The organism is Arthrobacter cavernae, from assembly GCF_017368795.1.
Classification (GTDB): Bacteria; Actinomycetota; Actinomycetes; order Actinomycetales; family Micrococcaceae; genus Arthrobacter; species Arthrobacter cavernae.
In genome coordinates, this window is record NZ_JAFNLL010000010.1 from 1 (window position 1) to 26,218 (window position 26,218).

General features: G+C 65.4%; 25 protein-coding genes and 1 pseudogene. 4 read left to right on the top strand and 22 right to left on the bottom strand.

Annotated elements, in window-relative coordinates:
• The 4 genes from J1902_RS05715 to J1902_RS05730 all read right to left on the bottom strand — a co-directional run.
• On the bottom strand, positions 1 to 386 hold a 386-nt coding region (locus J1902_RS05715), incomplete at its 3' end, for an ATP-binding cassette domain-containing protein (RefSeq protein WP_207615295.1).
• Positions 387 to 398: 12 nt separating this feature from the next.
• A complete protein-coding gene (locus J1902_RS05720; protein WP_207615296.1) occupies positions 399 to 1,448 on the bottom strand; it encodes an ABC transporter permease in 1,050 nt (349 codons plus the stop codon).
• 53 nt (positions 1,449 to 1,501) lie between these two features.
• Positions 1,502 to 2,497, bottom strand: coding sequence for a substrate-binding domain-containing protein (locus tag J1902_RS05725; RefSeq protein WP_207615297.1), 996 nt, complete (start codon positions 2,495 to 2,497; stop codon positions 1,502 to 1,504).
• 122 nt (positions 2,498 to 2,619) lie between these two features.
• Positions 2,620 to 3,642: a LacI family DNA-binding transcriptional regulator gene (locus tag J1902_RS05730; protein ID WP_207615298.1), complete on the bottom strand. Its 1,023-nt coding sequence runs from the start codon at positions 3,640 to 3,642 to the stop codon at positions 2,620 to 2,622.
• A 154-nt stretch (positions 3,643 to 3,796) separates the two neighbouring features.
• Between J1902_RS05730 and J1902_RS05735 the strand changes: the two genes are divergently transcribed.
• Both J1902_RS05735 and J1902_RS05740 read left to right on the top strand, forming a co-directional pair.
• Positions 3,797 to 4,984: a Gfo/Idh/MocA family protein gene (locus tag J1902_RS05735; protein ID WP_207615299.1), complete on the top strand. Its 1,188-nt coding sequence runs from the start codon at positions 3,797 to 3,799 to the stop codon at positions 4,982 to 4,984.
• Positions 4,981 to 6,000: a sugar phosphate isomerase/epimerase family protein gene (locus J1902_RS05740; protein WP_207615300.1), complete on the top strand. Its 1,020-nt coding sequence runs from the start codon at positions 4,981 to 4,983 to the stop codon at positions 5,998 to 6,000. Before J1902_RS05735 ends, J1902_RS05740 begins: the two co-directional genes overlap by 4 nt.
• 177 nt (positions 6,001 to 6,177) lie before the next feature.
• On the opposite strand, the gene J1902_RS05745 is transcribed toward J1902_RS05740, so the two are convergent.
• The 13 genes from J1902_RS05745 to J1902_RS05805 all read right to left on the bottom strand — a co-directional run bounded on the left by J1902_RS05745 (position 6,178) and on the right by J1902_RS05805 (position 18,860).
• The gene (locus J1902_RS05745; protein WP_207615301.1) at positions 6,178 to 6,591 is read right to left on the bottom strand and encodes a nuclear transport factor 2 family protein; all 414 of its coding nucleotides are present in this window, start codon (positions 6,589 to 6,591) and stop codon (positions 6,178 to 6,180) included.
• Positions 6,592 to 6,698: 107 nt separating this feature from the next.
• On the bottom strand, positions 6,699 to 7,151 hold the full coding sequence (locus J1902_RS05750; RefSeq protein WP_207615302.1) for a DUF6463 family protein: 453 nt from the start codon (positions 7,149 to 7,151) through the stop codon (positions 6,699 to 6,701).
• A gap of 40 nt (positions 7,152 to 7,191) precedes the next feature.
• Positions 7,192 to 7,887 (bottom strand): TetR/AcrR family transcriptional regulator, encoded by a 696-nt coding sequence (locus J1902_RS05755; protein WP_207615303.1) that lies wholly within the window; start codon positions 7,885 to 7,887, stop codon positions 7,192 to 7,194.
• The gene (locus J1902_RS05760; RefSeq protein ID WP_207615304.1) at positions 7,862 to 8,020 is read right to left on the bottom strand and encodes a hypothetical protein; all 159 of its coding nucleotides are present in this window, start codon (positions 8,018 to 8,020) and stop codon (positions 7,862 to 7,864) included. The genes J1902_RS05755 and J1902_RS05760 overlap by 26 nt, the downstream gene beginning before the upstream one ends.
• A gap of 348 nt (positions 8,021 to 8,368) precedes the next feature.
• Positions 8,369 to 9,811 (bottom strand): sugar porter family MFS transporter, encoded by a 1,443-nt coding sequence (locus J1902_RS05765; protein ID WP_278253599.1) that lies wholly within the window; start codon positions 9,809 to 9,811, stop codon positions 8,369 to 8,371.
• A complete protein-coding gene (locus J1902_RS05770; RefSeq protein ID WP_207615305.1) occupies positions 9,811 to 10,683 on the bottom strand; it encodes a sugar phosphate isomerase/epimerase family protein in 873 nt (290 codons plus the stop codon). The genes J1902_RS05765 and J1902_RS05770 overlap by 1 nt, the downstream gene beginning before the upstream one ends.
• Positions 10,684 to 10,781: 98 nt before the next feature.
• The gene (locus J1902_RS05775) at positions 10,782 to 11,795 is read right to left on the bottom strand and encodes a Gfo/Idh/MocA family protein (protein ID WP_207615306.1); all 1,014 of its coding nucleotides are present in this window, start codon (positions 11,793 to 11,795) and stop codon (positions 10,782 to 10,784) included.
• 36 nt (positions 11,796 to 11,831) lie between these two features.
• Positions 11,832 to 12,749, bottom strand: a complete 918-nt coding sequence (locus J1902_RS05780; RefSeq protein ID WP_207615307.1) for a sugar phosphate isomerase/epimerase family protein — start codon at positions 12,747 to 12,749, stop codon at positions 11,832 to 11,834.
• 30 nt (positions 12,750 to 12,779) lie between these two features.
• Positions 12,780 to 14,291: a CoA-acylating methylmalonate-semialdehyde dehydrogenase gene (locus J1902_RS05785; protein WP_207615308.1), complete on the bottom strand. Its 1,512-nt coding sequence runs from the start codon at positions 14,289 to 14,291 to the stop codon at positions 12,780 to 12,782.
• A 28-nt stretch (positions 14,292 to 14,319) separates the two neighbouring features.
• Positions 14,320 to 16,248, bottom strand: coding sequence for a 3D-(3,5/4)-trihydroxycyclohexane-1,2-dione acylhydrolase (decyclizing) (iolD, locus tag J1902_RS05790; protein WP_207615389.1), 1,929 nt, complete (start codon positions 16,246 to 16,248; stop codon positions 14,320 to 14,322).
• A gap of 20 nt (positions 16,249 to 16,268) precedes the next feature.
• Positions 16,269 to 17,192 (bottom strand): Cgl0159 family (beta/alpha)8-fold protein, encoded by a 924-nt coding sequence (locus J1902_RS05795; protein WP_207615309.1) that lies wholly within the window; start codon positions 17,190 to 17,192, stop codon positions 16,269 to 16,271.
• On the bottom strand, positions 17,189 to 18,250 hold the full coding sequence (gene iolC / locus J1902_RS05800; RefSeq protein ID WP_307794381.1) for a 5-dehydro-2-deoxygluconokinase: 1,062 nt from the start codon (positions 18,248 to 18,250) through the stop codon (positions 17,189 to 17,191). Before iolC ends, J1902_RS05795 begins: the two co-directional genes overlap by 4 nt.
• 205 nt (positions 18,251 to 18,455) lie before the next feature.
• On the bottom strand, positions 18,456 to 18,860 hold the full coding sequence (locus tag J1902_RS05805) for a tautomerase family protein (protein WP_207615310.1): 405 nt from the start codon (positions 18,858 to 18,860) through the stop codon (positions 18,456 to 18,458).
• 97 nt (positions 18,861 to 18,957) lie between these two features.
• Here J1902_RS05805 and J1902_RS05810 point away from each other — a divergent pair, with 97 nt between their 5' ends.
• Together J1902_RS05810 and J1902_RS05815 are read left to right on the top strand one after the other, a co-directional pair.
• Positions 18,958 to 19,413 carry a helix-turn-helix transcriptional regulator gene (locus J1902_RS05810; RefSeq protein ID WP_207615311.1) on the top strand — a complete coding sequence of 152 codons (456 nt, stop codon included), beginning with the start codon at positions 18,958 to 18,960 and terminating at the stop codon, positions 19,411 to 19,413.
• Positions 19,410 to 19,818 (top strand): annotated as a pseudogene (locus J1902_RS05815) (VOC family protein). The gene J1902_RS05810 and the pseudogene J1902_RS05815 overlap by 4 nt, the downstream one beginning before the upstream one ends.
• Before the next feature lie 42 nt (positions 19,819 to 19,860).
• Here the strand turns inward: J1902_RS05815 and J1902_RS05820 are convergent.
• The 5 genes from J1902_RS05820 to J1902_RS05840 form a co-directional block, all read right to left on the bottom strand.
• Positions 19,861 to 20,313: an SRPBCC family protein gene (locus tag J1902_RS05820; protein WP_207615312.1), complete on the bottom strand. Its 453-nt coding sequence runs from the start codon at positions 20,311 to 20,313 to the stop codon at positions 19,861 to 19,863.
• Positions 20,314 to 20,422: 109 nt separating this feature from the next.
• Positions 20,423 to 21,325, bottom strand: a complete 903-nt coding sequence (sucD, locus tag J1902_RS05825) for a succinate--CoA ligase subunit alpha (RefSeq protein WP_207615313.1) — start codon at positions 21,323 to 21,325, stop codon at positions 20,423 to 20,425.
• Positions 21,326 to 21,336: 11 nt separating this feature from the next.
• The gene (gene sucC / locus J1902_RS05830; RefSeq protein WP_207615314.1) at positions 21,337 to 22,506 is read right to left on the bottom strand and encodes an ADP-forming succinate--CoA ligase subunit beta; all 1,170 of its coding nucleotides are present in this window, start codon (positions 22,504 to 22,506) and stop codon (positions 21,337 to 21,339) included.
• A gap of 263 nt (positions 22,507 to 22,769) precedes the next feature.
• Positions 22,770 to 25,304: a DNA helicase PcrA gene (gene pcrA / locus J1902_RS05835; RefSeq protein ID WP_207615315.1), complete on the bottom strand. Its 2,535-nt coding sequence runs from the start codon at positions 25,302 to 25,304 to the stop codon at positions 22,770 to 22,772.
• 39 nt (positions 25,305 to 25,343) lie between these two features.
• A complete protein-coding gene (locus J1902_RS05840) occupies positions 25,344 to 26,189 on the bottom strand; it encodes an inositol monophosphatase family protein (protein ID WP_207615316.1) in 846 nt (281 codons plus the stop codon).
• Between the last annotated feature and the right edge of the window lie 29 nt (positions 26,190 to 26,218).

The window sequence follows — 26,218 nt, forward strand, 5'->3', positions numbered from 1 at the left end:
GTCAGCTCGGAGCCGAGGAAGAAGTTCCGCCAGATCGGCATCAGCGGAACCACCGCCAGGTCCTGGTAGACCGTGGCGATCCCGGCATCGAGCGCCTCACGCGGGGAAGCAAATTTCCGTTCCTCGCCCATGATGTTCAGGACCCCGGCGTCATGCTGGTGCAGGCCGGCGATGATCTTGATCAGGGTGGACTTGCCGGCGCCGTTGTCGCCCAGCACGCAGGTGACCCGGCCGTTGTCCACGGCCATGGTGACGTCTCGCAGGGCGATGATGTTGCCATAGTGCTTGCCCACCCCGTCCAGCGAGAGCAGGTGCACGGGGGTGTGGGTCAGCGGATCCTTTTCATCCCTGAGCAGGGTCTGCTGGTCAATCTGTTGTGCATTCATTGTTCCGGTCCCTTACTTGAGCTCTGCTCGGCGCTTGACGATCAAGTTCACGATGGTGGCCAGCAAAAGCATCAGGCCCAGGAAGAACTTGAACCAGTCTGGATTCCATTGTGCGTACACGATGCCCTTGTTGGCCATGCCGAAGATGAACGCGCCGATGGCGCCGCCCACGGCCGAACCGTAGCCACCGGTCAACAGGCAGCCACCGATGACCGCGGCGATGATGTAGAGGAACTCGTTGCCCACACCTTCACCGGACTGGACCGAGTCAAACGCGAACAGGTTGTGCATGCCCAGGATCCAGCCGCAGAAACCAACAGCCATGAACAGGCCAATCTTGGTCCTGGTCACCGGAACACCGACGGCGCGGGCCGCATTGGCGTCCCCGCCCACGGCGAAGATCCAGTTGCCCACCTTGGTCCGGAGCAGCACCCAGGAGGCCACGGCCACCAGGGCGATCCAGATGAACACCGTGATCTTGACTTCGACGTCGCCGATGGGCACCGACGAAGCAAACACGGCACGGGCTGATTCGAAGCCGTCCATGTTGGAAATCGACGGCGAGGAAACGGAGCCGCCGATCAGGCGGGTGAGACCCAGGTTCAGGCCGGTCAGCATCAGGAACGATGCCAAAGTCACGATGAAGCTGGGGAGCTTGGTCTTGACCAGGATCCAGCCATTGATCAGGCCTACGCTCAAGGACACGACGAGGGCCAGGATCACGCCTACCCACACGTTGGTGGTGAAGTACCAGCTGAACAGGGAGGCGGTGAGCGCCGAGGTGATGACGGCGACGCCGGTGGAGAGATCGAACTCTCCACCAATCATCAGCAGCGAAACACCCACCGCCATGATGCCAATGGTGGAGCTTCCGTAGAGAACGGTCGCGAAAGCGTTCGGCTGGATGAAGGTCTGGGAGACCGACGCGAAGAAGATGAAGAGGACGACAGCGCCGACAAGGGCGCCGACCTCTGGACGGCCCAGGAGCTTCTGGAGCGGGTTGCGTTTTCCAACGCGCTCGTCAGCTGCGCCTGGCTTGATGGCAGTTGGGGTGAGAGTCATGATGATGTTCCTTGCTGCCGGGCCCGGTTCCCACCGGGCCCGGCGAGTCAGTTCTAGCGGATACCCTGCTCAGCGAACTTCAGGACGTCGGTCGCGTTGGACTTGTCGACGATGGCCGGACCCGTCAGTACGGACTGACCGCCACCGAGCTTGAAACCGCCACGTTTGTTCTGCCAGATGGCGTCGATGGCGCCGTAACCCTGCAGCCACGGCTGCTGGTCCACGGTGAACAGGACGCTTCCGTCGGCGATCTTCTGTGCCAGTTCCTTGTTCAGGTCAAAGCTGGCCACCTTGGCGGAGCTTCCAGCGGTAGACACCGACTTGATGAGCGTCAGCGTGATGGGAGCACCGAGTCCAATGATGACGTCGGCGTCCTTGGAAGCCTGCAGCTTGGCGGTTGCCGTCGATTCCACGGAGGTCATGTCAGCGCCGTTGACGTAGAGGATTTCCGTTCCAGGAACCTTCGCCTTAACACCCGCACAACGGGCTTCAAGGCCTACGTGGCCCTGCGCCTGGATAACGCAGACGGGGTGCTTGTAGTTTTCCGCAGCCAGCCGTTCGCCCACAGCCTCGCCGGCCAGCTTCTCGTTGGAACCGAAGTGTGTAAAGGCGCCCAACTGCTTGGAGACCGATTCGCCGGCGTTCAGGCTGACAATCGGGATTCCTGCTTCGGTGGCCTTCTTGAGTGAATCCTTCAGCGCGTCAGGGGTGGCAAGCGTGACCGCGATACCATCAACCTTCTGGTCCACGGCCTGCTGGATCAGCTGGGCCTGGCGTCCCGCTTCCGCGTCACTGGTGTACAGCAGTTCCACATTGTCCTTGGCTGCGGCTTCTTCTGCACCCTTGCGAATGGTGTCCCAGAATGTGTCACCGGGGGGCGCGTGGGTAATCAGCGCGATCTTGATCCGGTCAGTGCTGGCCACCTGGCCACCACCAGCGCCCGCACCGGCGTCTGCCGGCCTGCCGCCCGTGCTGGAACAGGCACTCAGGGCCACCATGGGAACGACGGCCGCCACAAGGGCCGCCTTTCGCCAGGAAAACTTCATCACGATCTATCTCCTTTGATAAGGGTTGCGGCCCTGCCACTCTGCAGGAGCTCAAGGCCCTCTACTCAGATCATGGTGAATCACATCACACTTTGTCAATAGTTTGTCCTGACATTAGGATGTTTTTACTTGGATTGGGCGGATGCCGGGCGGGCCGTGGTGCTGCGGACCACGAGGACCGGCTCGATGAGCTTGCGCTGCGGTTCGAGGCCCGGGTCCTCAATGCGCGCCAGCAGCCTGCGGGCAACGTCGACGCCCAGAATGTCGCTTCGGTTGTCGATGGACGTGATGTCCAGGTAGCGGGATTTGGCCACCGGCGAATTGTCATAGCCGATCACGGAAACGTCCCCCGGAACCGCGAGCCCACGCGCCTTGAGGGCAGCAAAAGCACCCAGCGCCATGGTGTCGTTGGCCGCGAAGATGGCAGTCGTCTCCGGGTGATGGTCCAGCAGCCAGCAGGCGGCGGCGTAGCCGTCCTCCTCCGACGTGCCCTCGGACTCGGCAATCACAACGTCGACGCCAGCCCCCTCCACCCGCTGCCGGAAACCCGCGCGCCGGTGGGCTGACGCGCCGTCGGCCCCTGAGAGGTGGCCGATACGCGTATGACCCAGCCCCAGCAAGTGGCTGGCGGCCATGCCGCCTCCGCCGTCGTCGTCGTTTGTTATCAAGTCCGCGCCGCCTGGGACGCCCTTGCGCCACCCGGCCACCACAGTGGGGACCCAGGTTTTGGCGAGCATGGATTCGCTGGGCTCCGCAGCGATCACCAGCCCGTCAACATGCATGGCCAGCAGGCCATCCACCGCCTCCTTGATGCGGTTCTCCCCGGGCCGCGAGTCGGCCAGCATCACCTGGTAGCCGAGATCCGAGAGGACCGATTCCATGCCCCTGAGCAGATCGACGAACCACAGGTTCCGGTAGTCATCAATGACCAGTCCGATGCTCTTCGTCCGACTGCTGGCGAGCGTGGTGGCTGCGCGGCTGGGGCGGTAGCCCAGCTCCGAGATGGCCGCCTGGACGGCCTCGCGGCGCTTGTCGCTCACCTTCATAGGGTTCTGCAGCACCAGCGAAACCAACGACGGCGAGACTCCTGCCCGCTTCGCTACGTCGTAGATCGTGGGGCGTCGTGCTTTGGGGCTGTGCAACGTCATGGAGGCGCCTTTCATGTCTGCCCTTGAGGATATCCGCAAAGTGATTGACAGGACATACATACATAGTTACGCTCAGATTCAGCGTAGAAAATTGTAGCGCTACAAAATGCCGCACAGCGCCCCACGCGGCGGCGAAATTTCAAAGGAGAAATCAATGGCTGAAAGCCTCGGCGTCGCCGTCATCGGTGCAGGCATGGCCGGCAAGGCCCACGCTGCCGCCTACCGCACGGCATCCGCTCTCTACAGCCCCGTACTTCCGCCGGTGCGCCTGGTCTCGATCGGCGACGTCAACGCCGAATTCGGTTCCCTGGCCGCCCGCCGCTTTGGCTACGAGCGCCATGACACCTCATGGCAGGCGATTGCGGAAGCCGACGATATCGACGTCGTCAGCGTGGTCATCGCCAACTCCCTCCACCGCGAGGTGGTGGAGGGCCTTCTGGCCGCCGGCAAGCACGTGCTGTGCGAAAAGCCGCTGAGCGACTCCATCGAAGACGCCCGCGCCATGGCCGAGGCCGCCCGCTCAGCCGAGGCCCGTGGAAGCATCGCCCGCATCGGCTTCACGTTCCGCCGCACGCCGGGCATCGCCTACATCCGGGATCTGATCCGCACCGGCGTCCTGGGCAATGTCCTGCACTTCAGCGGCCGCTACTGGACCGACTACGGCTTCAGCCCCTCGGCCCCCATGAGCTGGCGTTACAAGGGCGGCCCCGGATCCGGTGCGCTCGCCGACGTCGGAAGCCACCTGACGTACATTTCCGAATTCCTCTGTGGCGACATCAAGTCAATCACCGGCGGCAACCTCAGCACCGTGATCGGCAAGCGTCCCCTGCCGCTCGCAGCCGTCATGGGCCACGACCACGTCGCCGTCAGCGACACCTTCGAGGCCGTGGAGAATGACGACTACGCCGCCTTCAATGCGGAGTTCGCCAATGGTGCGGGCAGCTTCGAGGTCTCCCGCGTTGCCGCCGGCCACGCCAACAGCCTCAACTTCGAGGTGTTCTGCGAGAACGGCGCCGCCAAGTTCGACCAGCGCCGCCCCGCCGAAATCCAGCTGTTCCTCAATGACGGCTCCGGCAATGAGAACGGCTACCGCCAGGTCATCCTCGGCCCGGGCCACCCCTACATCGCCGGCGGCCTGGCCATGGATGCCCCCGAGGTCGGCTTCGGCCAGAACGACGCGTTCGGCTACCAGGCGCGCGCTTTCCTCGAAGAGGTCGCCGGCCTCAGCGAGGCAGACTCGCTCCCCCGTTGTGCCACCTTCGACGAGGGCGTGCGCAACATGGAACTCCTGGGCGCCGTCACGGAATCCGCCCTGAACAACGGAAAGAAGATCACGCTGTGAAGCTCGGCGTCTACAACGCAATCCTGCACGACCGGCCGCTTCCCGAAGCATTGAAGGTCATCGCCGATCTGGGCCTCACGGGCATCGAGATCAACACCGGCGGATTCCTCCCCGCCGTCCACGTCCCCACCTTTGACCAGATTCTGGAAAGTGACGCCGCCCGCGACGACTACCTGGCGATCTTCGAGGGCACGGGCGTCTCCATTGCAGGCCTGAACTGCAACGGCAACCCGCTCCACCCCAAGCGCGACATCGGCGAAAAGCACGCGGAGGACATTCGCCGCTCCATCCGGCTGGCGCACCGGCTGGGCCAGAACCGTGTGGTGACCATGTCCGGCCTGCCCGGCGGGGAGCCCGGCGCCACCACCGTCAACTGGGTGGTCAACGCCTGGAACTCGGCCGCTCTCGATGTGCTGGATTACCAGTGGGGCGTGGCTGCGGAATTCTGGAAGGAGACCGACCGCCTCGCGGCGGACCACGGCGTCAAGGTGGCTCTGGAACTGCACCCGCAGAACATCGTCTTCAACACCGCGGATGTCCACAAACTCATCGAGCTGACCGGCGCAACGCATGTCGGCGTCGAACTGGATGCCTCCCACCTGTTCTGGCAGCAGATGGATCCCGTCGCCGTCGTGCGCGAGCTCGGCCCCCTGGTCTTCCAGGCCGCCGCCAAGGACGTCCGCGTCAACACCGCGAACGCCGCCCTCTACGGCGTCCTGGACAACAGCTTCCGCCGGCTCGCGCCGGAGGAAAACCGCACCAACCTCGGCGGCGACGAGTGGGCCAACGAATGGCCCACAAACTCGGCCTGGGACTTCGTGGCACTGGGCCGCGGGCATGACACGGCCTACTGGACCGAGTTCCTGCGCGCCCTGCACGAGGTGGACCCGGACATGCTGGTCAACATCGAGCACGAGGACGTCTCCCTGGGCCGGATCGAAGGGCTCGAAGTGGCAGCCAAGGTGCTGCGGGATGCGGACGCGGCTCTTTCCGCGTCGCTGAACCTCACGGCCTAGCCAGCCAAAGGGCCTGCAAAAGGCCTGTGACAGACGGCAACGGGGCGGCGCGTGTGCGTCGCCCGTTGCTCGTCAGATGCATGAGAACCTCATCTCAATTTTTGATCTTGTGGTGATCCATGCACGTCAGGATGCTCACCCTTGGGGCCCGGGCATCGGGCGCATGGTTCGGAAGAGCTAGCTGCCGCCTGCCGGCGGTTCGGGCCAGCATCGGGTGTCCGTGATCTGTCGAAGCGTCGCCAATTTACCTTCCCGTACCGTCAGAACGTGGACAAATGGTGATTCCCAGCCGTGGCCGCGGTAGTGCCCGAGCACGAGGACCTCGTTGTCGGCAACGACGATCTTCCGGTCCGGCTCGCATCGCAGCGCGAAGTCGTAGCCGGGGATTCGTCCCCAGACGTTGGCTACTGCCGCCTCTCGGCCGTGGTGTTCCCTGGCGCCAGGCAGAGGGAGCCCGGGGCTCAGTGTGAGGACAAAGTCGTCGTGCAATGCATTCAGGAGTTTCGCGGGCTGCCTGGCCGTGAGGGCACCGTAGAAGCACTCGACGACGGACAGCGCGTCCGGGTTGTAGGCGTTTCCGATGTTAGTCATAATGCCGTTCCATTCGTTCGTGGCACCTCTGGCCGAGACCGGAGAAGCCGAGGATTTGTCCGATAAAGCTAGGCAGGTATGAGGTGGATTTGATGGTGAGCGACGCGTCAATGCCGAAGAACCCGAACACGGTCGCCGACAACGAACAGGACGCCGACCAGGATGAACAGCCATGCGCCCGAGACAGGCAAGAGGCTTGCGCACAGGATGCCCCAGATCGCCAGGATCCAGCCGAGCGCAGCCGGCAACCGGTGGCCCTTCCTGGCCGAAAGCACCGCCAGGATCCCAAGCACGAACAGCGGCACGGCGAAACTGCCCGGGGTGATCCAGAACGCCTCGGCGAACCGTAGTTGATCAGCACTTGGCCGCAGCGTAATCGTGTTCCACCACCCGGCAGCGACGATGTCCGCCCAAACCTCCGCGCGCGAAATGGGCGTCAGAACCAAGTGGACCACACTGCCAGCAATCGCCACCCAGCCGCCAGCCGCAGTAAGGTTGAATTTCCTTTGTAGACCCCTGTCAGATCGCGTTTTCATTGCCTTGTCGGACACTCTGGTCATGATCAACTCCTTTGGATTGTGGTCGCTGACTACGGAAGTTTCACTTGCCGGTGTCTTTCATCCAGTTCTGCGTCAGGGCAACGGGGTCGAGTCCGAGTACGCCGGCTACGGCCCGGGCTGCGAGTAGTTCGTCATGCGGGGCAAGTCCGGCTACTGCGGCCACAGTCCCTTCGAGTGCACCGACGAATGCGAGGGCGACGGTTCTGGTTGACGGGCCGGGAGGGACGGTTCCGTTCTGGCGTCCGGCGTCGATCAGGCGGACACAGCTCTGGACGAGCAGTTCGTAACTCCGCTCGATCTCGCGCCCGACGGGGTGGTCCTGTCCGGAGAATTCGAGCCGCAGCGCGAGAGCCATTCGCGCGATATCACGCCTGCAGAAGACGGCGTGTCCGCGCGCCAGGGTGAGCAGCGCCGTGACGGGATCCGACTCCTGCTCGGCGCGGGCAAAATATTCCTGCCGCATGGACTGAAGAACCCAATCAATCACCGCCAGGACGAGGTCCTGCTTGTCCTTGAATTGGTGGTAGAGGGCACCGCGAGTGTAGCCGGCATCTTGGGCGACCTGCTCGAGCTTGAGGTTTGCGTAGCCGTAGCGGGAGAGCCCGCGCGCGGCCGACTCGAGCAGTGCGCTGCGACTGCGCGCCTTGCGGTCTGCCTGGGTGGGTCGACGGCGGTCGGCGTGTTCCAGCTCGCTCAGCCGCTCCCACGTCTCATGGTTTACGTCCGGTCCCGGCAACGCCCGCTCCTTTCAGCTCCGGCTCGCGTAAGCCAACTTCGAAGGTGTCTGCGTAATCGTAGGGCGGGCGGGCGGTTGCCACCGGATCGATGACGTCGATCTGCCGTACCTGATCGGCTGATTGGGTTTTCATTTGATCCCCTCATCATTGAATCCCTACTCAAAAACATACATGCACGCATGTATGTGAACAAGACCTTTTCAGAGTCCTCCGTGCCGGGCTTGCCTCCATGCCGTCCTTGCGCACCGATGGGCGAGTTCTGGTGGGTGACCTGAAGGCCGCCTGCCGCAGAGCGCTGGCAAACGCGGTGATCGCCTCTAGCACCCTCTCTCACCTCCTGCACGTTCCCGGATCCCCTCTCACCGAGTGAGAGAGGGATCGTGATTTTCCTGCAGGAAGTGAGAGAGCGTCCCCGGCCCCGCGCCCGCGGGAGGCAAAGACGCCCGACGCCGGCCGGCGTCGGGCGTTCATTGCGTCACCTTAGGCGGACACGCCTGAGCGCTGCTTGAACAGGTGCTCCAGCTCTTCCAGGGACTTGTCCTTGGTCTCCGGAACCGAGCGCTTGACCCAGACAATGGCACCCAACTGCAGTGCCACGAAGATGAAGAACGTCGCGGAAACACCGATCCCCGCGACCAACTGCGGGAAGAAGAATCCAATCAGGAAGTTGACCATCCACAGCACGAAGACGCAGATGCCCATGGCAATGCCGCGGACGTGCATGGGGAAGATTTCGGACATGGTCAGCCACGTGACGGTGCCGATGCAGCCCTGCATGGAAGCCAGGAACGTCACCATGAACAGCAGCACAAGGTAGCCGCGCAAGGTGCTCTCCGGCAAGGCCAGGGAGACGAGCGCGATTGCCGTCAGGGATGTGGCCGTGCCGCACAGCCCCACGATCAGCATGGGCTTGCGGGGCACCCGCGACATCAGGTACATGCCCACGATCACGGCCACCACGGAGGTGACTCCGTTGAGGACGTTCGCAATCAGGGCGCCTTGATCGCCGAATCCGGACGAGGACAGAATGGACGTCCCGTAGTACATGATCGCGTTGACGCCGCTGATCTGGTTGATGATCGCCATGCCCAGGCCCACCACGAAGATCCTGCGGATCCACGGAACGGTGAGGTCCTTGAAGGTGCCGAGCCTGGACTGGTAGTCCTCCCGGGCCGCCTGCCGCACCTCGTCGAACTCGGCCGAGACGTCCCCGGCCGCGCGGGCGCTCCGCAGGACCTCCAGGACCGCCCCGAAACGCCCGGCCGATGCCAGCCAGCGCGGGCTCTCCGGCAGGACCAGCATCCCGAGCCACAGGACCACGGCCGGCAGGGTGGCGATCACCAGCATCCACCGCCACACGTGCATTTCTTCGGGGAAGACGTTGCCGAGCACAGCGTTGAACGTAAAGGCCAGGAACTGGCCTGTGACGATCATGAGCTCGTTTTGGGTGACGATGCGGCCGCGCTGGGCCGCTGGCGACATTTCCGCCAGATACACCGGAACGATCACAGAGGCGCCGCCGACCGCCAGGCCCAGGATTGTCCGGGCCGCGATGAGCAGTTCCGTGTTCGGTGAAACGGTGCAGGCGATGGTGGCCACGGCGAAGATCAGGGCCAGCCCCATGATGGTTTTGCGCCTGCCGAAGCGGTCCGAGAGGCGGCCTGCGCTGATGGCGCCGAAGGCCGCACCGAACAGAAGGGTGGACGTGACCAGCCCTTCGGTGAGCGGCGTCAGGCCCAGATCCCGCTGCATGAACGGCAGTGCGCCGTTGATGACGCCGGTATCGTAGCCGAACAGCAGTCCGCCGAAGGTGGAGAAGAGCGCCACCTTCCTCATGAACTTCTTCGGGTTGGCCGGCGTGGCCAGGTTGGGCTGCGGGGCATGGACTGTCAGGCGGCTCGTCACGGATTGCTCTGTTGCCATTACTGGACCTTGTCGATGTAGCTGCGCATGGTCTCCAGCTGGTAGCGGGACACGTCCTCTGCGTTCTCGTCCTCGGCGAAGACGCTCGACACCATCACCGTGTTGCCCTTGTCCAGGAAGCCGATCTCCTTGAGCCCCCCGAAGAACTCATCCCAATTGACGTCGCCGTCGCCGATCTTCAGGTGCTGGTGCACGCGCACGGCGCTGCCGGGCGGGTTGGTGATGTAGCGCAGCCCGTGGGAGGCGTGGTGGTCCATGGTGTCCGAGACGTGGACCAGCCGCAGCTTGTCCCCCGCCGCACGCATGATCTCCAGCGGCTTGTTGCCCATGTGGAAGGTGTGCGAGGCCACGTAGACCATGCCGATGTTGGGCGAGTTGACGCCACGGATGACACGGATGGCGGCGAGGCCGTCCTCGACAAAGTCGTCCGGGTGAGGATCGATCAGTACGTCCAGGCCTTCGCGCTCGATGATCGGCAGCAGCTCTTCCATGGAGCGGTAGAAGGCACGCTCGGATTCCTCGGCCTTTTCGGGGCGGCCGCTGAACTCGGTGTTCATGGTGCTGACGCCGAGGTCGACCGCGATCTGGATGGCGCGCTTCCAGTAGCGGACGGCTGCCTCGCGGGCGTCTTCATCCGGCCCGGACCAGCGCAGCACGGGAAGGACAGAGGCGATTTCGACGCCGGCATCCTTGCAGGCCTTGTTCATCCGGGCCACGAGCTCGTCGTCGGCCTTGGGGTGGTTGAAGAAGGGAATCATGTCCGCATGCGGGGTCAGCTGCAGGTACTTGTAACCGAGATCGGCGGCCACGCGCGGAAATTCCAGCAGGCTGTGGCTGTGATGGAACGGGGTGGGGTCCAGGGCGATTTTCATGGTCACTCCTTTGTGGTTTGGAAAACTTCGATGGTGCGTGCAAAAAGGCGGCCCGCCGGTCTGCTGCCGACAGGCCGCCTTGTGGTTTGCAGGGGCTGCTAGTTGTAGAGGTCCGGTTTGGTGTTGAGCTGGACCTTGACCTTTTCGCCCGACGTCTGGGCCTCGACGCCGGCCTCGCAGCAGGCTGCGGTGGCGTAGCCATCCCACGCGGTGGGGCCGCCGATTTCGCCGCGGCGGGCGGCGTCCACCCAGGCCTGGACCTCGACGTCGTACGCCGCACCGAAGCGGTCCTCGAAGCCGGGGGTGACCTTGCCGCCCCAGCGGCCGGAGGTGCGAATGTACGGGCCGCCGTCGCCGCCGATGTTCACGATGCCGTCTTCGAAGGACGCCTGGGTGGCCACTTCGTAACCGAACTTGGCGTTGACGTAGATCTCGACGTCGGCCAGGACGCCGGACTCGGTCTCCAGCAGCACGTGCTGGGGGTCGTGCTGGCCGTTCGGGGCGTTGCGGGTTGCCTTGCCCAGGCGGACCTGCACGGAGGTGATCTCCTCGCCGGTGAAGAAGCGGACGGCGTCGAATTCGTGCACCACGGAGTCGTTGATGAGCATCTCGTTGGTGAAGCCCTCGGGCGTGTTCGGGTTGCGGTGCTGGTGGTGGAGCATGAGCAGCTCGCCGAGTTCGCCGTCGCGGATCACAGAACTCAGAGCCGCGTATTCGGCGTCGAAGCGGCGCATGAAGCCGACCTGGATGCGCTTGCGGCCCAGCGCCGTTTCGGCCTGGACAACCTTCCATGCGCTTTCAGCGTCAGGCGTGAGCGGCTTTTCGCAGAGGATCGGGAAGTCCTTCTCCAGGGCCTTGTAGAGGATTTCCTCGTGGAGGAAGCCCGGCGTGGCGATCAGCACTGCGTTGACGTCGCCGTTGTTGAGGGCCTCTTCGGCGCTGGTGAGTGCCACGGCGCCGTCGATCCCTTCGATGGCGGCCTGCGCCCGGGCGAGGTCGACGTCGACGACGGCGGCCACCTCGGCGCCGTGGATGCGCGTGCTGAGGCGCTTGATGTGGTCGGCGCCCATGCGGCCTGCGCCGATGACGGCGACGCGGAGAATGTTGCTCATTGCTCTGTCCTTAAGTCTTGGGTTGGCTGACGCGTGCTACTGGACCCGCGTGCGGGAGCCGCAGGAGAGGAGGTAGTTGCGGGTTCGCTTGGCGATGGGCATCGGCACGTCGAAGGCCACCGGGTACATGTCCTGTTCCACGATGCCGAAGATCGGCCGGTTCAGGCCTTCCACTGCTTCGATCACGGCGCGCAGGTCCGGGAGGCCGTTGGGCGGCTCCGTCATGACGCCGGCCAGGTTGGCGGCGGCCCACGTCATGTTCTTCTCGTTGACCTCGGCCAGGATCTCCGGGTTGATCTGCTTCAAGTGCAGGTATCCGATGCGGTCAGGGTAGTTCTTGATCAGGTCCAGGCTGGAAGCCCCGCAGTATTCCGCATGGCCCGTGTCCAGGCAAAGGTTCAGGTACTGCGGATCCGTGGCGCCCAGCAGGGTTTCGATGTCCTTCTGCCCCCCCACATGCGAGTCGGCATGCGAGTGGAACTGCTGCTTCAGGCCGAAGTCCTCCAGCAGCACCTTGCCCATGCGGTTGTGGCCGGCGAAGAGGTCTGCCCACTGTTCGTGGCTCAGTTCGCCGTTCTCCACGGCCTCGCCGGTGACGTCGTCGCGCCACATCGCGGGGATGACCACGATGTGCTCGCCGCCCATGGCCGCCGTCAACTCGGCCACCTTCCGGGCGGGTTCCCAGGCTTCCTCGTACTGTGCGGCACCGCGGTGGAAGGCCGTGAAGACCGTTCCGGCGGTGACCTTCAGATCGCGGGCCTTGAGTTCCTCGGCAAGCCGGGTGGGATCGTTGGGCAGGTAGCCATAGGGTCCAAGTTCGATCCACTTGTAGCCCGATTCGGCCACCTCGTCCAGGAACCGTTCCCACGGAGTCTGCTTGGGGTCATCGGCGAACCACACGCCCCAGGAGTCCGGGGCGGTTCCGATGATGAGCTTGTTCTCGACGTCAGTCATGACAGCAGTATCTTTCTCGGGAAGGGGCTGTTAGTTGGACGGGAAGTTGTACGAGGCACCGGAGGCGTGGGTGGCTTCGGGCCAGCGGGAGGTGATGACCTTGCCGCGGGTGTAGAAGGAGACGCCTTCGGGGCCGTAGATGTGCTTGTCGCCGAACAGCGAGGCCTTCCAGCCGCCGAAGGAGTGGTAGGCCACCGGGACGGGCAGGGGCACGTTGATGCCGACCATGCCTACGGTGACGGAGCGCTGGAACTTCCTTGCTGCCGCGCCGGAGGAGGTGAAGATCGCGGTGCCGTTGCCGTAGGGGTTGGCGTTGATGAGCTTGATGCCCTCGTCCAAGTCCTCCACGCGGACCACCACCAGGACCGGTCCGAAGATCTCTTCCTGGTAGGCGCTCATTCCGGCCGTGACGTGGTCGATCACGGTGGGGCCGACCCAGAAGCCCTCCTCATGGCCGGGGACCACCAGGTCGCGGCCGTCCACCACCATGGCGGCGCCGGCAGCTTCCGCTTCGGTGACGATCCGCACGATGCGCTCCTTGGAGGCGGGCGTGATGACCGGACCCATGTCGGCGTCGGGCTCGGTGCCGTTCTTGACCTTCACGGCCAGGGCACGCTCTTCGACCTTCTTGACCAGCAGGTCTGCGGCATCGCCGACGGCGACCGCCACGGAGATGGCCATGCAGCGTTCGCCGGCGGAGCCGAAGGCGGCGGCGGCCAGGTGGTCGGCGGCGTTGTCGAGATCGGCGTCGGGCAGCACGATCGCGTGGTTCTTCGCGCCGCCCAGGGCCTGGACCCGCTTGCCGTGCTTGGTGGCGGTCTCATGGACGTACTGGGCGATCGGGGTGGAGCCCACGAAGGAGATGCCGTCCACGTCCGGGTGCGTCAGGAGGCCTTCGACGGTCTCCTTGTCGCCGTGCAGTACCTGGAAGACGCCGTCCGGCAGGCCGGCCTGCTTCCACAGCTTTGCGAGCAGCATCGAGGCGGAGGGGTCGCGTTCGGAAGGCTTGAGGATGAAGGCGTTGCCGGCGGCGATCGCCATGGGCGCCATCCAGAGCGGCACCATGACGGGGAAATTGAACGGCGTGATGCCGGCAACCACGCCGAGCGGCTCGCGGAACGAGAAGACGTCGATGCCCGTGGAGACCTGGTCCGAGTACTCGCCCTTGAGCAGCTGCGGGATGCCGCAGGCGAACTCGATGACCTCCAGGCCGCGGCCGATCTCGCCCTTGGCGTCGGAGAGGACCTTGCCGTGCTCGGCAGTGATGAGGGCGGCAAGTTCGTCCACGTGGGCGGCCACCAGTTCACGGAACTTGAACAGCACCGCGGTGCGCTTGGCCAGGGAGATGTCGCCCCAGCTGTCTGCGGCGGCGCGGGCAGCGGCGACGGTGGCGTCCAGGTCCGCCCGGTTGGCCAGGCGCAGCTGGGCGGACTCGGCACCGGTGGCGGGGTTGTAGACGGGCTGGCTGCGGTCGCCGGTGCCTGCGGTTTCAACACCGTTGATGAAGTGCTTGATGGTGGTCAGTGTGGTCGTCGTTGACATGTGCGGACTTCCTTGGTCTGTAGTGTGTCTAGCCGAGCAGCTTGCGCTGGCGGTTCTTGTGGTCGGTGTACGTCTTGAAGGCCTGCTGCGTGGATTCGAGCTCGGAGACCTGGGAGACGGGAACGTCCCACCAGGATTCGGAGCTGGGCGCGTCCAGCAGGGGGTCGGATTCGACGTGGATGACGATGGGGCCGCTGTCCTTCGGGGCCGCCTTGGCTTCCTTGAGGGCTGCGCCGAGCGCTTCAATGACGTTGTCTCCCGGCTCGATCCGGATGACCTTCGCGCCGAGGCTTTCGGCGTTGAGGGCGAGGTCGACCGGCAGGTTCTCGCCGGCGTCGAAACTGTGCCGGTCCTTGTCCAGGACGCGGTACTGCGTGCCGAAGCGCTGAGAGCCGAGCGACTCGGAGAGCGAGCCGATGGAGGCGTAGCCGTGGTTCTGGATCAGCACGACGATCAGCTTGATGCGTTCGGCGACGGCGGTGACCAGTTCGGTGTGCATCATCAGGTAGGAGCCGTCCCCCACCATGACCACGACGTCCCGGTCCGGGCCGCCTGCTGCGGCTTCGGCCAGCGCTGCGCGCTTCACTCCCAGGCCGCCGGGGATTTCGTAGCCCATGCAGGAGTACGCGTATTCCACGTGGTAACCGAAGGGATCCCGGACACGCCACATCTTGTGCAGGTCCCCCGGCAGGGAACCGGCGGCGCAGATGACAACGTCGTGGTCGTCCATGGCCTTGTTCGTGGCGCCGATGATTTCGTTCTGGGCCGGCAGCGGCGTGTGCCGTATATCGAACGCCTCGTCCACGATTCCGTCCCAGCGCTGCTTCTCCGCGGCGATCCTCTTTTCGAGGTCCGCGCCCACCCGGTAGCCGCCCAAAGCCTGGTTCAGCTTGACCAAGGCCTTGCGGGCGTCGGCCACGATCGGCAGCGAGGTGCCGTGCTTGTACGCGTCGATCGGGGCGACGTTGATGTTGACGAAGCGGACGTCCGGGTTCTGGAACGCCGTGCGCGACGCCGTCGTGAAGTCCTCGTAGCGGGTGCCGATGCCGATGATCAGGTCCGCTTCGGCCGCGATGGCGTTGGCCGCCGTCGTGCCCGTGGAGCCGATCGCCCCGAGGGAGAACTTGTGGTCCCACGGCAGGACGCCGACGCCGGCCTGGGTGTTGCCCACCGGGATGCCGGTGAGTTCGGCGAACGTCGCCAGTTCCTCGTTCGCGTAGGCGTACAGCACGCCGCCGCCGGCGATGATCAGCGGACGCTTGGCGGCGCGGATGGCCTCGGCGGCACGGCGGATGTCCTCGTCGTCGGCCTCGGGGCGGCGGATCCGCCACTCACGCTCGGCCAGGAATTCCTCGGGCACGTCGAAGGCCTCGGCCTGGACGTCCTGCGGCAGGGAAATCGTCACCGCACCGGTCTCGGCCGGGTCCGTCAGGACGCGCAGGCCGTGGTGGAACGCGGAGAACAACTGCTCCGGTCGGGTGACGCGATCAAAGAACTTGGACAGCGGCCGGAAGGCGTCGTTGACCGTGATGTCGTAGGCATAGGGCAGCTCGAGCTGCTGCAGTACGGGGTCCGCCACACGGGTGGCGAAGGTGTCGCTGGGCAGCAGCAGCACGGGCAGCCGGTTGGTGGTGGCCAGCGCCGCACCGGTGAGCAGGTTCGAGGAACCCGGGCCGATCGAGGTGCTGATCGCGAACGTCTGGCGGCGGCGGGTGTGCCGGGCATAGCCGACGGCCTGGTGCACCTGGGCCTGCTCATTGCGGCCCTGGTAGTACGGCATGATGCTCGGGTCGGCGGCCTGGTACTGCTTCAGGGCCTGCCCGACGCCTGCAACGTTGCCGTGGCCGAAGATGCCGAACGTGCCCGGGATCAACCGTTCGCGGTAGTCCTCAGTGCCGATGCGGTCCACCGTGTACTGCTTGGACAGGTACTCGACGACGGCCTGGGCGACCGTCATTCTGCGTGTTGTCATTGGCTCTACTCCGATACTTTCACTGACGACTGCAGCACGGGCGTCTTGAGCAGCGAGGCTGCGGTGGCGACGGCGCCGGCCACATCGCCGTCGTGCGGGTACAGCAGCGTCCGGCCTACCGTGAGGCCCTGGACGCCGGGCAGGGAGAGGGCGGCCTGCCAGCTGGCGAAGACCTCGTCCTGGGTGCCTTCCGGGTCCCCGCCGAGAAGCACGGTGGGCAGCGTGGTGGCGGCCATGACGCGTTCCATCTCGGCCACCACGGGCAGCTTCATCCAGGTGTAGGCGCTCGTGGAGCCCAGGCCCTGGGCGATCGCGATGGACTTGATGACGGCGTCCGGGCTGAGGTCGTTACGGACCTTGCCGTTCTCACGGACGGACAGGAACGGCTCCACCATGGCGATCAGCTTGCGTGCAGCGAGGGAATCGACGGCCCGCGCCGTGGCTTCCAAGGCAGTGGCGGTGTCCGGATCGCCGAGGCAGATGCGGGTCAGCATCTTGCCGCCGTCGGCGCCCAGGGCTTCCAGTGCGGCAGCCGTGTGGCCCGTGAAGCGGTCATCGATTTCATTGACGAGCCCGGCCAGGCCACCGCGGTTCATGGAGCCGAAGACCAGCTTGCCTTCCAGTGCCCCCAGCAGGAGCAGGTCATCCATGATGTCCGGCGAGGCCAGGACACCGTCCACGGCGGGGTTGGCCAGGGCGATCTGCAGGCGGTCCAGCAGGTCCAGGCGGTCGGCCATGGCCACGGGGTCGTTGCCCACGCCGAGGGCTCCGCGGGCCGGGTGGTCGGCGGCAACGATGAAGTTCTGCACACCGTACTTCAGGCCGGGGTGGCGGCGGCGCGTGGCTGCCGCGCGGGCAACGGCATCCGGATCCTCCAGACGGAGGGCACTGAGGTGCTCGTAGCGGCGGGGATCCTCGTTGAGGCTCACGGTGTTGCTCCTTCTGAAACTGCTGCGGGGGAAAGTGTCGTGTGGGCTCCGGCTGCACGGTCGCCGGCTGAACCGGCTCCGGCCAGGGCCGGCACCAGGCGGCCGCGTTCGGCCAGCAGCGAGGTGACTTCCTCCGGCGTCGGCATGGCGTCGGCGCAGGAGAGGCGCGAGGCGACGATCGCACCGGCGGCGTTGGCATAGTCGAGGACCTGGGCCAGCGGCCAACCGGAGAGCAGGCCGTGGCAGAAGGCCCCGCCGAAGGAGTCGCCGGCACCCAGGCCGTTGACCGTCTCCACCGGAACCGGGGCCGAGACCACGCGCTCCGTGCGGGTCTTCGCCATGACGCCTTCGGGGCCGAGCTTGACGACGGCGATCTCGACGCCGGCGGCGAGCAGGCGGTCCGCCTGCTCGTCGGGGGTTCCTTCACCGACGGCCACCGCGCATTCCTTGTCATTGCCGATGGCGACCGTGACGTGCGGGAGGATCTTCGCGACCTCGGCCCGGGCTTCCTCCTCGGAGGCCCAGAACATGGGGCGGTAGTCCAGGTCCAGGATGGTGAACTGGCCGTCCTTGAGGCCGGTGCGCGGACGGGCAGCGTGCGCGGCCAGATGTGCCCCGCGGCTGGGCTCCTGGCAGAGCCCGGTCACGGTGGACCAGAAGATTCCGGCCTCCCGGATGGCGTCCAGGTCCAGCTCTGCGGCCTTGATCTGCAGGTCCGGGGCCGTGGGGAAACGGCCGTAGAAGTAGAGCGGGAAGTCCTCCGGCGGCTTGATCGCGCAGAAGGTCACGGCGGTGGGCCATTCCTTGACCGGGGTGACGAAGGTGTCGTCCACGTTGAATTTGCGCAGCTCGCGGTGCAGGTAGGTGCCGAAGGCGTCCGCCCCGGTCCGGGTGATCACGCCGGTGCGGCGGCCGTGGCGGGCTGCGGCAACGGCCACGTTGGACGGGGAACCGCCGAGATACTTGCCGAAGGAATGCACGTCCTCGAGGTCCACCCCAATATCGTTCGGGTAGATATCAACACTGATGCGCCCGATCGTGAGCAATTCGTGGGTCACGGTAATCGTGGACCTTTCTGTTGAGACTCTGTACCTCTGCGCGGGCCTTGGCCCGGTGCCTGGACGGCCCCCGCGTGAGCGGGGCCACATCCCCTACTTTGCACCAGAATTCATGTCCTGTCAAAGGTTTGTACTGACATACTTACAACATGACACGCGATTCACCCAGATCCTCGCAGACCCTGTTCCGCGAGTCGGGAACCGACTATTTGCGGGGAACGGCCAGCTCGCCGGTGAGGTACTGGGCGCGGCCGAAGCCGAACGACCAGTCGTTGGCGGTGTTTTCGACATAGCCGATGAAGACGTCCTCGCCGGCCACGCCAATCTCCCCAAGCCTTGCGGCAATGGCGGCATACAGGGACTGCTTGGCCTCCTGGCTGCGGCCACCCTGCGTAAAAATCTGGATCATGACCACATCGGAGGTCCGCTCGAAGCCAAGTCCGGCATCCTGGGCGAAAATCTGCCCCCGGGGGTGTTCCGTGACGATATGGAAGTAGTCGCGCTCGGGAATGCCGTATTCAGCGAGGATCGCGCCATGGATCCGGCGGCTCAGCTCGCCGAGCTGTTCGCTGGAGCGGCCCTGGTTGACATCAACGCGGACGAGGGGCATGAACTCTCCTTAATAGTTTGTCCTGACATACTAACAAATATTCAAAATGGCCCGCAAGACTCCTGACGTCGGATGCGCCGGATGCTACCGTGGCATCATGACCCCGCAGGATCTGGAGAACCTCGCGTGCCTGCGCCGCGCCAAGGACCTGATCGACCGCGAGTACGCGGAACCGCTCGACGTCCCCACCATGGCCAGCAAGGCGCTCATGTCTCCCGCGCACTTCTCGCGCCAGTTCCGCGCAGCCTACGGCGAAACCCCGTACAGCTACCTGATGACCCGCAGGATCGAGCGTGCCATGGCGTTGCTGCGGGCGGGAGTGAGCGTCACGGACGCATGCATGGCGGTGGGCTGTACGTCCCTCGGTTCGTTCAGTTCGCGGTTCACCGAGATCGTCGGCGAGACTCCCACCGCCTACAGGAGCCGGGAACACGACGCGGTCAAGGCCATGCCGGCCTGTGTGGCGAAGACGCACACGCGCCCCGTCCGGAACGGACCGAGCAGGATTGGAGAAGCGGCCGCGGAGGCCGCGGCACTAGAGTCTCGGTTATGACAATCGAACTCCAGTACTGCAATATCACCGTCAACGACGTCGACGAATCGATCGCCTTCTACGGCGACGCGCTCGGCCTCAAAGTGAGCAACGACGTGTCCTCGGGCGGGTTCCGCTGGGTCACGCTCGGCAGCGACGCCCAGCCCGGGCTCGAGATCGTGCTCTCCGTGCCACGCGGGCCGCTCCCAGGCCGACGGCGACGCGCTGCAGGAACTCCTCACCAAGGGCGTCCTGCCGATGTTCGTCTTCCGCTCCGACAACGTCGATGCGACCTTCGAGACCCTGCGCGCCTCCGGCGCCGAGGTCCTCCAGGAACCCATCGACCAGCCCTGGGGTCCGCGTGACTGCGCCTTCCGCGACCCCTCGGGCAACGTTGTCCGGATCGCGCAGGCGCCCGCCGCCTGACTCGTCCCGTCAGGTGCGCCCGTTGGCGGCGCGACGTCGCGGCTAGGGGCGCGGCGTCCCGCCAGCTAGGTGGGCGTCCAGCTTCTCCAGCGTGCGGTCGATGCTGGCCGTGTTCCGCCGGGCGTAGCCAAGCAGGCGCATCACCAGGCGGGTGGGCACCTCGCGGGCGTCCCATTCCTCGGTGACCAGGGTGCCGCCATCGGCCGGTTCCAGGATGTAGCGCCAGATGTGCTTGCCGAAGTGTCGCCAGGCGATCCGCCGGCCTTCCTCGAACTCGCAGACCGTGTTGGTCATTTTGTAGTCGATCTTCATGTTCATGTCCATGCCGAACACGGCGCCGGGGCCAAGCCTGGCCGGGCCGTTAGGCCGGACGCTCTTCACGGTGTTGGAACCATCAATCACGCTGTGCAGGGCCGGCTGGGCGAGCACCTCGAAAATGTCGGCGGCGGGGGCGGCGATAAAGCGCTGCCGGGACACGAAATACGGATCTATCACCGGTCCAGCCTAGTTAAACAACAACGCGGGGTCACTTCCGGCCTATCCCACAGGGTGGAATGGGCCGGAAGTGACCCCGCGTTGCTTGCGGTGCCGTAGTCTCAGGCGCCTAGAGTGCTGCGAAGACTTCGCGGAGCAACGTGGCGGTCTCGGACGGCGTCTTGCCGACCTTGACGCCAGCAGCTTCGAGGGCTTCCTTCTTGGCCTGGGCCGTACCGGCGGAGCCGGAGACGATGGCGCCTGCGTGGCCCATGGTCTTGCCCTCCGGGGCGGTGAAGCCGGCCACGTAGCCGACAACCGGCTTGGTGACGTTGGCCTTGATGAAGTCGGCTGCGCGCTCTTCAGCGTCACCGCCGATTTCGCCGATCATGACGATGGCCTTGGTCTCCGGGTCAGCTTCGAACGCGGCCAGGGCGTCGATGTGCGTGGTGCCGATGACCGGGTCGCCGCCGATGCCGATGGCGGTGGAGAAGCCGAGGTCGCGCAGTTCGTACATCATCTGGTAGGTCAGGGTACCGGACTTGGAAACCAGGCCGATGGGGCCCTTGCCCGTGATGTTTGCCGGGGTGATGCCGACCAGGGCTTCACCGGGGGTGATGATGCCGGGGCAGTTCGGCCCGATGATGCGGGTGATCTGCTTGCCGTCGGTGTCAACGGTTGCCTGGGCAAGCGCCCAGAACTCGGCGGAGTCCTGAACCGGGACGCCTTCGGTGATGACGACAACCAAGCCGATGCCGGCTTCGATGGCTTCCACGACAGCGGCCTTGGTGAATGCCGGCGGAACGAAAACGATCGAGACGTCGGCGCCGGTCTCCGCGATGGCTTCCTTGACGGTGCCGAAGACGGTGATTTCCTTGTCGCCATGCAGCACCGTGGTGCCGGCCTTGCGGGCGTTGACGCCGCCGACGACGTTGGTGCCGGCCTTGAGCATCAGCGCGGTGTGCTTGGTGCCTTCGCCGCCGGTGATGCCCTGGACGATGACCTTGGAGTCTTTGTTGAGGTAGATAGACATTCTCGCGTCCCTTACTTAGCTGCGTTGGCGAGCTCGGCGGCCTTGTCGGCGCCCTCGTCCATGGTGGCTGCCAGGGTAACCAGCGGGTGGTTGGCCTCGGTCAGGATGCGGCGGCCTTCCTCGACGTTGTTGCCGTCGAGGCGGACAACCAGCGGCTTGTTGGCGGACTTGCCGAGCTCGGCCAGCGCACCGACGATGCCCTTGGCAACAGCGTCACAAGCGGTGATGCCACCGAAGACGTTGACGAACACGCTCTTGACCTGCTCGTCGCCCAGGATGACGTCGAGACCGGCAGCCATGACCTCAGCCGAGGCGCCGCCGCCGATGTCCAGGAAGTTGGCGGGCTTCACGTTGCCGTGGTTCTCGCCGGCGTATGCAACGACGTCGAGGGTGGACATGACAAGACCGGCGCCGTTGCCGATGATGCCCACTTCGCCGTCCAGCTTGACGTAGTTGATGTCCTGCGCCTTGGCCTTGGCCTCGAGCGGGTCCGCTGCGTCCTTGTCCTCCAGCTCGGCGTGGTGGACGTGGCGGAAGTCGGCGTTCTCGTCGAGGGAGACCTTGCCGTCGAGGGCAACGATGTCGCCTGCGCCGGTGCGGACCAGCGGGTTGACCTCAACCAGGGTTGCGTCTTCCTTCTTGAAGACGTCCCACAGCTTCAGGATGACGTCGGCAACCTTGGCACGCAGTTCCTCGGCGAAACCTGCTGCGGCGACGATTTCGTCGGCCTTGGCCTGGTCGATGCCGACGGCCGGGTCGATGGAGATCTTGGCCAGGGCATCGGGACGCTCAACGGCGAGCTGCTCGATTTCCATGCCGCCTTCCACCGAGCACATGGCCAGGTAGTTGCGGTTGGCGCGGTCCAGCAGGACCGAGAAGTAGAATTCCTCAGCAATGTCAGCACCCTGGGCGATCATCACCTTGTTGACGGTGTGGCCCTTGATGTCCATGCCCAGGATGTTGGTGGAGTGCTCAAGCGCCTCTTCGGCGGTCTTGGCAACCTTGACGCCGCCGGCCTTGCCGCGGCCACCGACCTTAACCTGTGCCTTTACGACAGTAACGCCGCCGATCTTCTCGGCAGCTGCCTTTGCTTCTTCAGGAGTGTGCGCCACGATGCCGGCGAGCACGGGTACACCGTGCGCTTCGAACATATCGCGCGCCTGATATTCAAACAGGTCCACGGTTTAGTGTCCTTCTACGTCGAAGTAGTTTCTGTTCAGCCGGAAACCACGGTGACCGCGATGGCCGGCTGCGGAGAATACGCGTCAAACGACCGGTTTGGGAGCCGGTCACATTGCGTAAGGTCCTTTCGGAACTTTAGCCCGAAGAGGAGTCCCGCCTGCTACACACTACCGGTTAAGTGAGTAACCTTACACTTCTATCGCGTGTAGAAAATCCGCAGCATGGCGCGGATTTCCGGGGCATGACGCCGGCGTCCGGCGGCTCACTGCTCCAGCTTGGTCAGCGGGGCGTAACGCAGCAGCAGCCGCTTCTCGCCGACGTCGAACTTCACCTTCGCGACCGTCTTGTCCCCCGCGCCTTCGACGCCGATGACGGTCCCGTTGCCGAAACTGGTGTGGTTGACCCTGTCCCCCACCGCGACGGCGACAACTTCCTTTTGCGGCTGCACGCGATTGCGCACGACGGCGGCCGGGGCGTCAGCGTTGAAACCGGCCGATGAATCGGCTGCCGCACCGCGTGATGCACCCGCGCCCCAGAAGGAGCCGCCGTAGCGGCTGGACCCGATGGACGGGCTGCCCCAGCCACTGGACGGCCGGGAGGTGCCCTCGCGCTTCCAGTCCAGCAACTCGGAGGGGATCTCCTCCAGGAACTGGCTGGCCGGGTTGTACTGGCTCTGCCCCCACATGCTGCGCACCTCGGACCGGGTCACGTAGAGCCGCTTGCGGGCGCGGGTAAGGCCCACGTAGGCGAGGCGGCGCTCCTCCGCGAGCTCCTTGGGATCCGTGGCGGAGCGCTGGTGCGGGAAAATCCCGTGTTCCATGCCGGTCAGGAACACCACCGGGAACTCCAAGCCCTTGGCCGTGTGGAGGGTCATCAGGGTGACCACCCCCAGGCGCTTGGCCTCGGCCACCGCGGCGTCGATGTCCGCGCCCGGGGCATCCGGAATCTGGTCGGCGTCGGCCACCAGGGAGACCTGCTCCAGGAACTCGCCCAGCGAACCTTCAGGGTTGTCGCGCTCATACTCGCGGACCACGGCCACCAGTTCGGCCAGGTTTTCCACCCGGGACTCGTCCTGGGGGTCGCCGCTGGCGCGCAGCCCGGCAAGGTAGCCGGTCTGTTCCAGGACTGCTTCCAGGGCCGCGGACGCACCGGAGCCGGAGGCCACCTCGGCGAGGTCGTCGAGGAGCTTCACGAAGCCCAGCACGGCGTTAATGGAGCGCGTGGCCATGCCCGGGGCCTGGTCCGCGAGCCGGGCCGCGGCCATGAAGGAGGTGCGGCCGCGCTCGGCGAGGGCTGCCACGGCGCCCTCGGCACGGTCCCCGATCCCGCGCTTGGGTTCGTTAAGCACACGGCGAAGGTTGACGTCGTCGTCCGGGTTCACCAGCACGCGCAGGTACGCCAGGGCGTCCTTGATTTCCTTGCGCTCGTAGAAGCGGGTGCCGCCCACCACCTTGTACGGCAGTCCGACCCGCACCAGCACGTCTTCGATGGACCGGGACTGGGCGTTGGTGCGGTAGAAGATGGCGACGTCTCCGGGACGCAGGCCGTCCTGGTCCTGCAGGCGGTCGATCTCCTTGGCGATGAACCGGGCTTCGTCGTGTTCGTTCTCACCCACGTAGCCGATGATCTTCTCGCCGTCGCCCTCGGCCGTCCAGAGCCGCTTCTCCTGGCGGTTCGGGTTGCGCGAGATCACCGAGTTGGCGGCGCTCAGGATGTTCTGCGTAGAGCGGTAATTCTGCTCGAGCTTGATGGTGCGGGCGTTCGGATAGTCGTGCTCGAACTCCACGATGTTGCGGATGTCCGCGCCGCGGAAGGCGTAGATGGACTGGTCGGAATCTCCCACCACGGTGAGTTCGCTGGGCTCCACTCCGGAACCGGAGTCCGCGCCGATGCCCACAATCTCGCGGACCAGGGCGTACTGGGCGTGGTTGGTGTCCTGGTATTCGTCCACCAGGACGTGCCGGAAGCGGCGGCGGTAGGACTCAGTGAGCGCAGGGAACGCGCGGAACATGTAGACGGTCTCCGCGATGAGGTCGTCAAAGTCCATGGCGTTGGCCTGGCGGAGGCGCTGGGTGTAGCCCTTGAAGACCTCGGCGACGGCCTGCTCAAAAGGATCGCTGTAGTTGGCCGAGGAGACGTAGGAATCAGCGTCGATGAGCTCGTTCTTGAGCGCCGAGATCTTGTGCTGGATGGCCTTGGGGGCGAACTTCTTGGGGTCAAGGTCCAGGTTCTTCGCCACGAGGGTGATGAGCCGGAGCGAGTCCGCGGAATCGTAGATGGAGAAGTTGGACTTGAGGCCCACGTTGGCGGCTTCTCGCCGCAGGATCCGCACGCAGGAGGAGTGGAACGTGGAGATCCACATGGTCTTCGCCCGGCCACCCACCAGTTCCTCAATGCGTTCACGCATTTCGGCGGCGGCCTTGTTGGTGAACGTGATGGCCAGGATCTCGCCGTGGTGGGCCCGGCCGGTGGCGATCAGGTAGGCGATCCTGTTGGAGAGCACCCGAGTCTTGCCCGAGCCTGCCCCGGCCACGATCAGCAGCGGGCTCCCGGCGTGCTTGACGGCTTCTTCCTGCTGCGGGTTCAGTCCCTGCAGCAGCTCATCGGCGGAGGGCAGCCCGGCGCCCGGGTTCCCCCAGGTCCCTGCACTGTCGCTTCCCGCAGGGTGCCCGGATGGGCCTCCCCCGGCGTTTCCGGCAGGGCGGCCTGCACCGCTTCCGGCGTCCGTGCGCAAGGCAGGAGCGGTAGTGGCGGCTTTGAAGGGGCCGTCGGCGTAGGGGTCAAACAACATATCCATGGTGAATCAAGTCTAGGCGGTGGGGCCGACACTCAACGGTCAGGCAAACTGCGGCACAGAGGTGAGCGCAGCGCGGAGCTCGCGGACCGCCGTCGGGCCACCGGCGATGAACCAGTCCAGTCCGTTGACACGCACGACGCCGGTGTCCCCGCCCGCGGCGTGGACGATCGCCTTGCCGGGGAGCCAGTCCCATTCGGGGCAGCTGTGCTGGAACCAGCAGCCGAGCTCGCCGTCGGCGACCCTGCCCAGATCGCACGAGCCGGAGCCGAACATCCGCAGCGAGGCCGCGGAGACAGCGGCGGCGTGCCAGGGCATGGCGGAACGGGGGTCGGCCAGCCATGTCGGGTGGATGTAGGTGGCTGCGCAAAGCTCCCCGAGGGGGGCTTCGGACGGCCCGGCAATCCGTTCACCGTTCAGGGTGGCAGGATGCTGCTCGCCGCCGAGCCACAGCTTGTCCGGCTCGGGCTGGTAGATGGCCCCCAGCAGGACCGCCGGGTCCGCTGCGCCGGCAGGGGCGGTTCCGGCGTCGTCGGCCTTCAAGGCGATCGCCGAGCACCAATAGGTGGAACCGTGCAGGAAGTTGTACGTACCGTCCACGGGATCGATCACCCAGGTGCGCCCGCTGGTGCCTGCCACCGCGGCGCCTTCCTCACCCAGGATGCCGTCGTCCGGGCGGCAACGGCGCAGCTGCTCCAGGACATAGGCCTCGGCCGCGTGGTCGGCGGCGGTGACGACGTCCGAAACGGAGGTCTTCCGCTGGGCCTGCAAGCCGCCCATCCGCATCAGCAGCGCGAGTTGCCCGGCCTCCCGGACCAGCGCCGCAGCAAGCTGGTAGTCGTCGAGGCTTGGATCGAGGTCAATGGCGGTGTGCCGGCCGGTGGTCATGCCTCCAGCTTAGGTGGCGGGATAATGAA

Excerpts from the sequence above, each read along its gene's own strand:
- J1902_RS05720 (WP_207615296.1), bottom strand. The coding sequence starts at position 1,448 with ATGACTCTCACCCCAACTGCCATCAAGCCAGGCGCAGCTGACGAGCGC.
- J1902_RS05730 (WP_207615298.1), bottom strand. The coding sequence starts at position 3,642 with ATGACGTTGCACAGCCCCAAAGCACGACGCCCCACGATCTACGACGTA.
- J1902_RS05735 (WP_207615299.1), top strand. The coding sequence starts at position 3,797 with ATGGCTGAAAGCCTCGGCGTCGCCGTCATCGGTGCAGGCATGGCCGGC.
- J1902_RS05745 (WP_207615301.1), bottom strand. The coding sequence starts at position 6,591 with ATGACTAACATCGGAAACGCCTACAACCCGGACGCGCTGTCCGTCGTC.
- J1902_RS05750 (WP_207615302.1), bottom strand. The coding sequence starts at position 7,151 with ATGACCAGAGTGTCCGACAAGGCAATGAAAACGCGATCTGACAGGGGT.
- J1902_RS05760 (WP_207615304.1), bottom strand. The coding sequence starts at position 8,020 with ATGAAAACCCAATCAGCCGATCAGGTACGGCAGATCGACGTCATCGAT.
- J1902_RS05765 (WP_278253599.1), bottom strand. The coding sequence starts at position 9,811 with ATGGCAACAGAGCAATCCGTGACGAGCCGCCTGACAGTCCATGCCCCG.
- J1902_RS05770 (WP_207615305.1), bottom strand. The coding sequence starts at position 10,683 with ATGAAAATCGCCCTGGACCCCACCCCGTTCCATCACAGCCACAGCCTG.
- J1902_RS05775 (WP_207615306.1), bottom strand. The coding sequence starts at position 11,795 with ATGAGCAACATTCTCCGCGTCGCCGTCATCGGCGCAGGCCGCATGGGC.
- J1902_RS05780 (WP_207615307.1), bottom strand. The coding sequence starts at position 12,749 with ATGACTGACGTCGAGAACAAGCTCATCATCGGAACCGCCCCGGACTCC.
- J1902_RS05785 (WP_207615308.1), bottom strand. The coding sequence starts at position 14,291 with ATGTCAACGACGACCACACTGACCACCATCAAGCACTTCATCAACGGT.
- iolD (WP_207615389.1), bottom strand. The coding sequence starts at position 16,248 with ATGACGGTCGCCCAGGCCGTCGTCGAGTACCTGTCCAAGCAGTACACG.
- J1902_RS05805 (WP_207615310.1), bottom strand. The coding sequence starts at position 18,860 with ATGCCCCTCGTCCGCGTTGATGTCAACCAGGGCCGCTCCAGCGAACAG.
- J1902_RS05810 (WP_207615311.1), top strand. The coding sequence starts at position 18,958 with ATGACCCCGCAGGATCTGGAGAACCTCGCGTGCCTGCGCCGCGCCAAG.
- sucD (WP_207615313.1), bottom strand. The coding sequence starts at position 21,325 with ATGTCTATCTACCTCAACAAAGACTCCAAGGTCATCGTCCAGGGCATC.
- pcrA (WP_207615315.1), bottom strand. The coding sequence starts at position 25,304 with ATGGATATGTTGTTTGACCCCTACGCCGACGGCCCCTTCAAAGCCGCC.
- J1902_RS05840 (WP_207615316.1), bottom strand. The coding sequence starts at position 26,189 with ATGACCACCGGCCGGCACACCGCCATTGACCTCGATCCAAGCCTCGAC.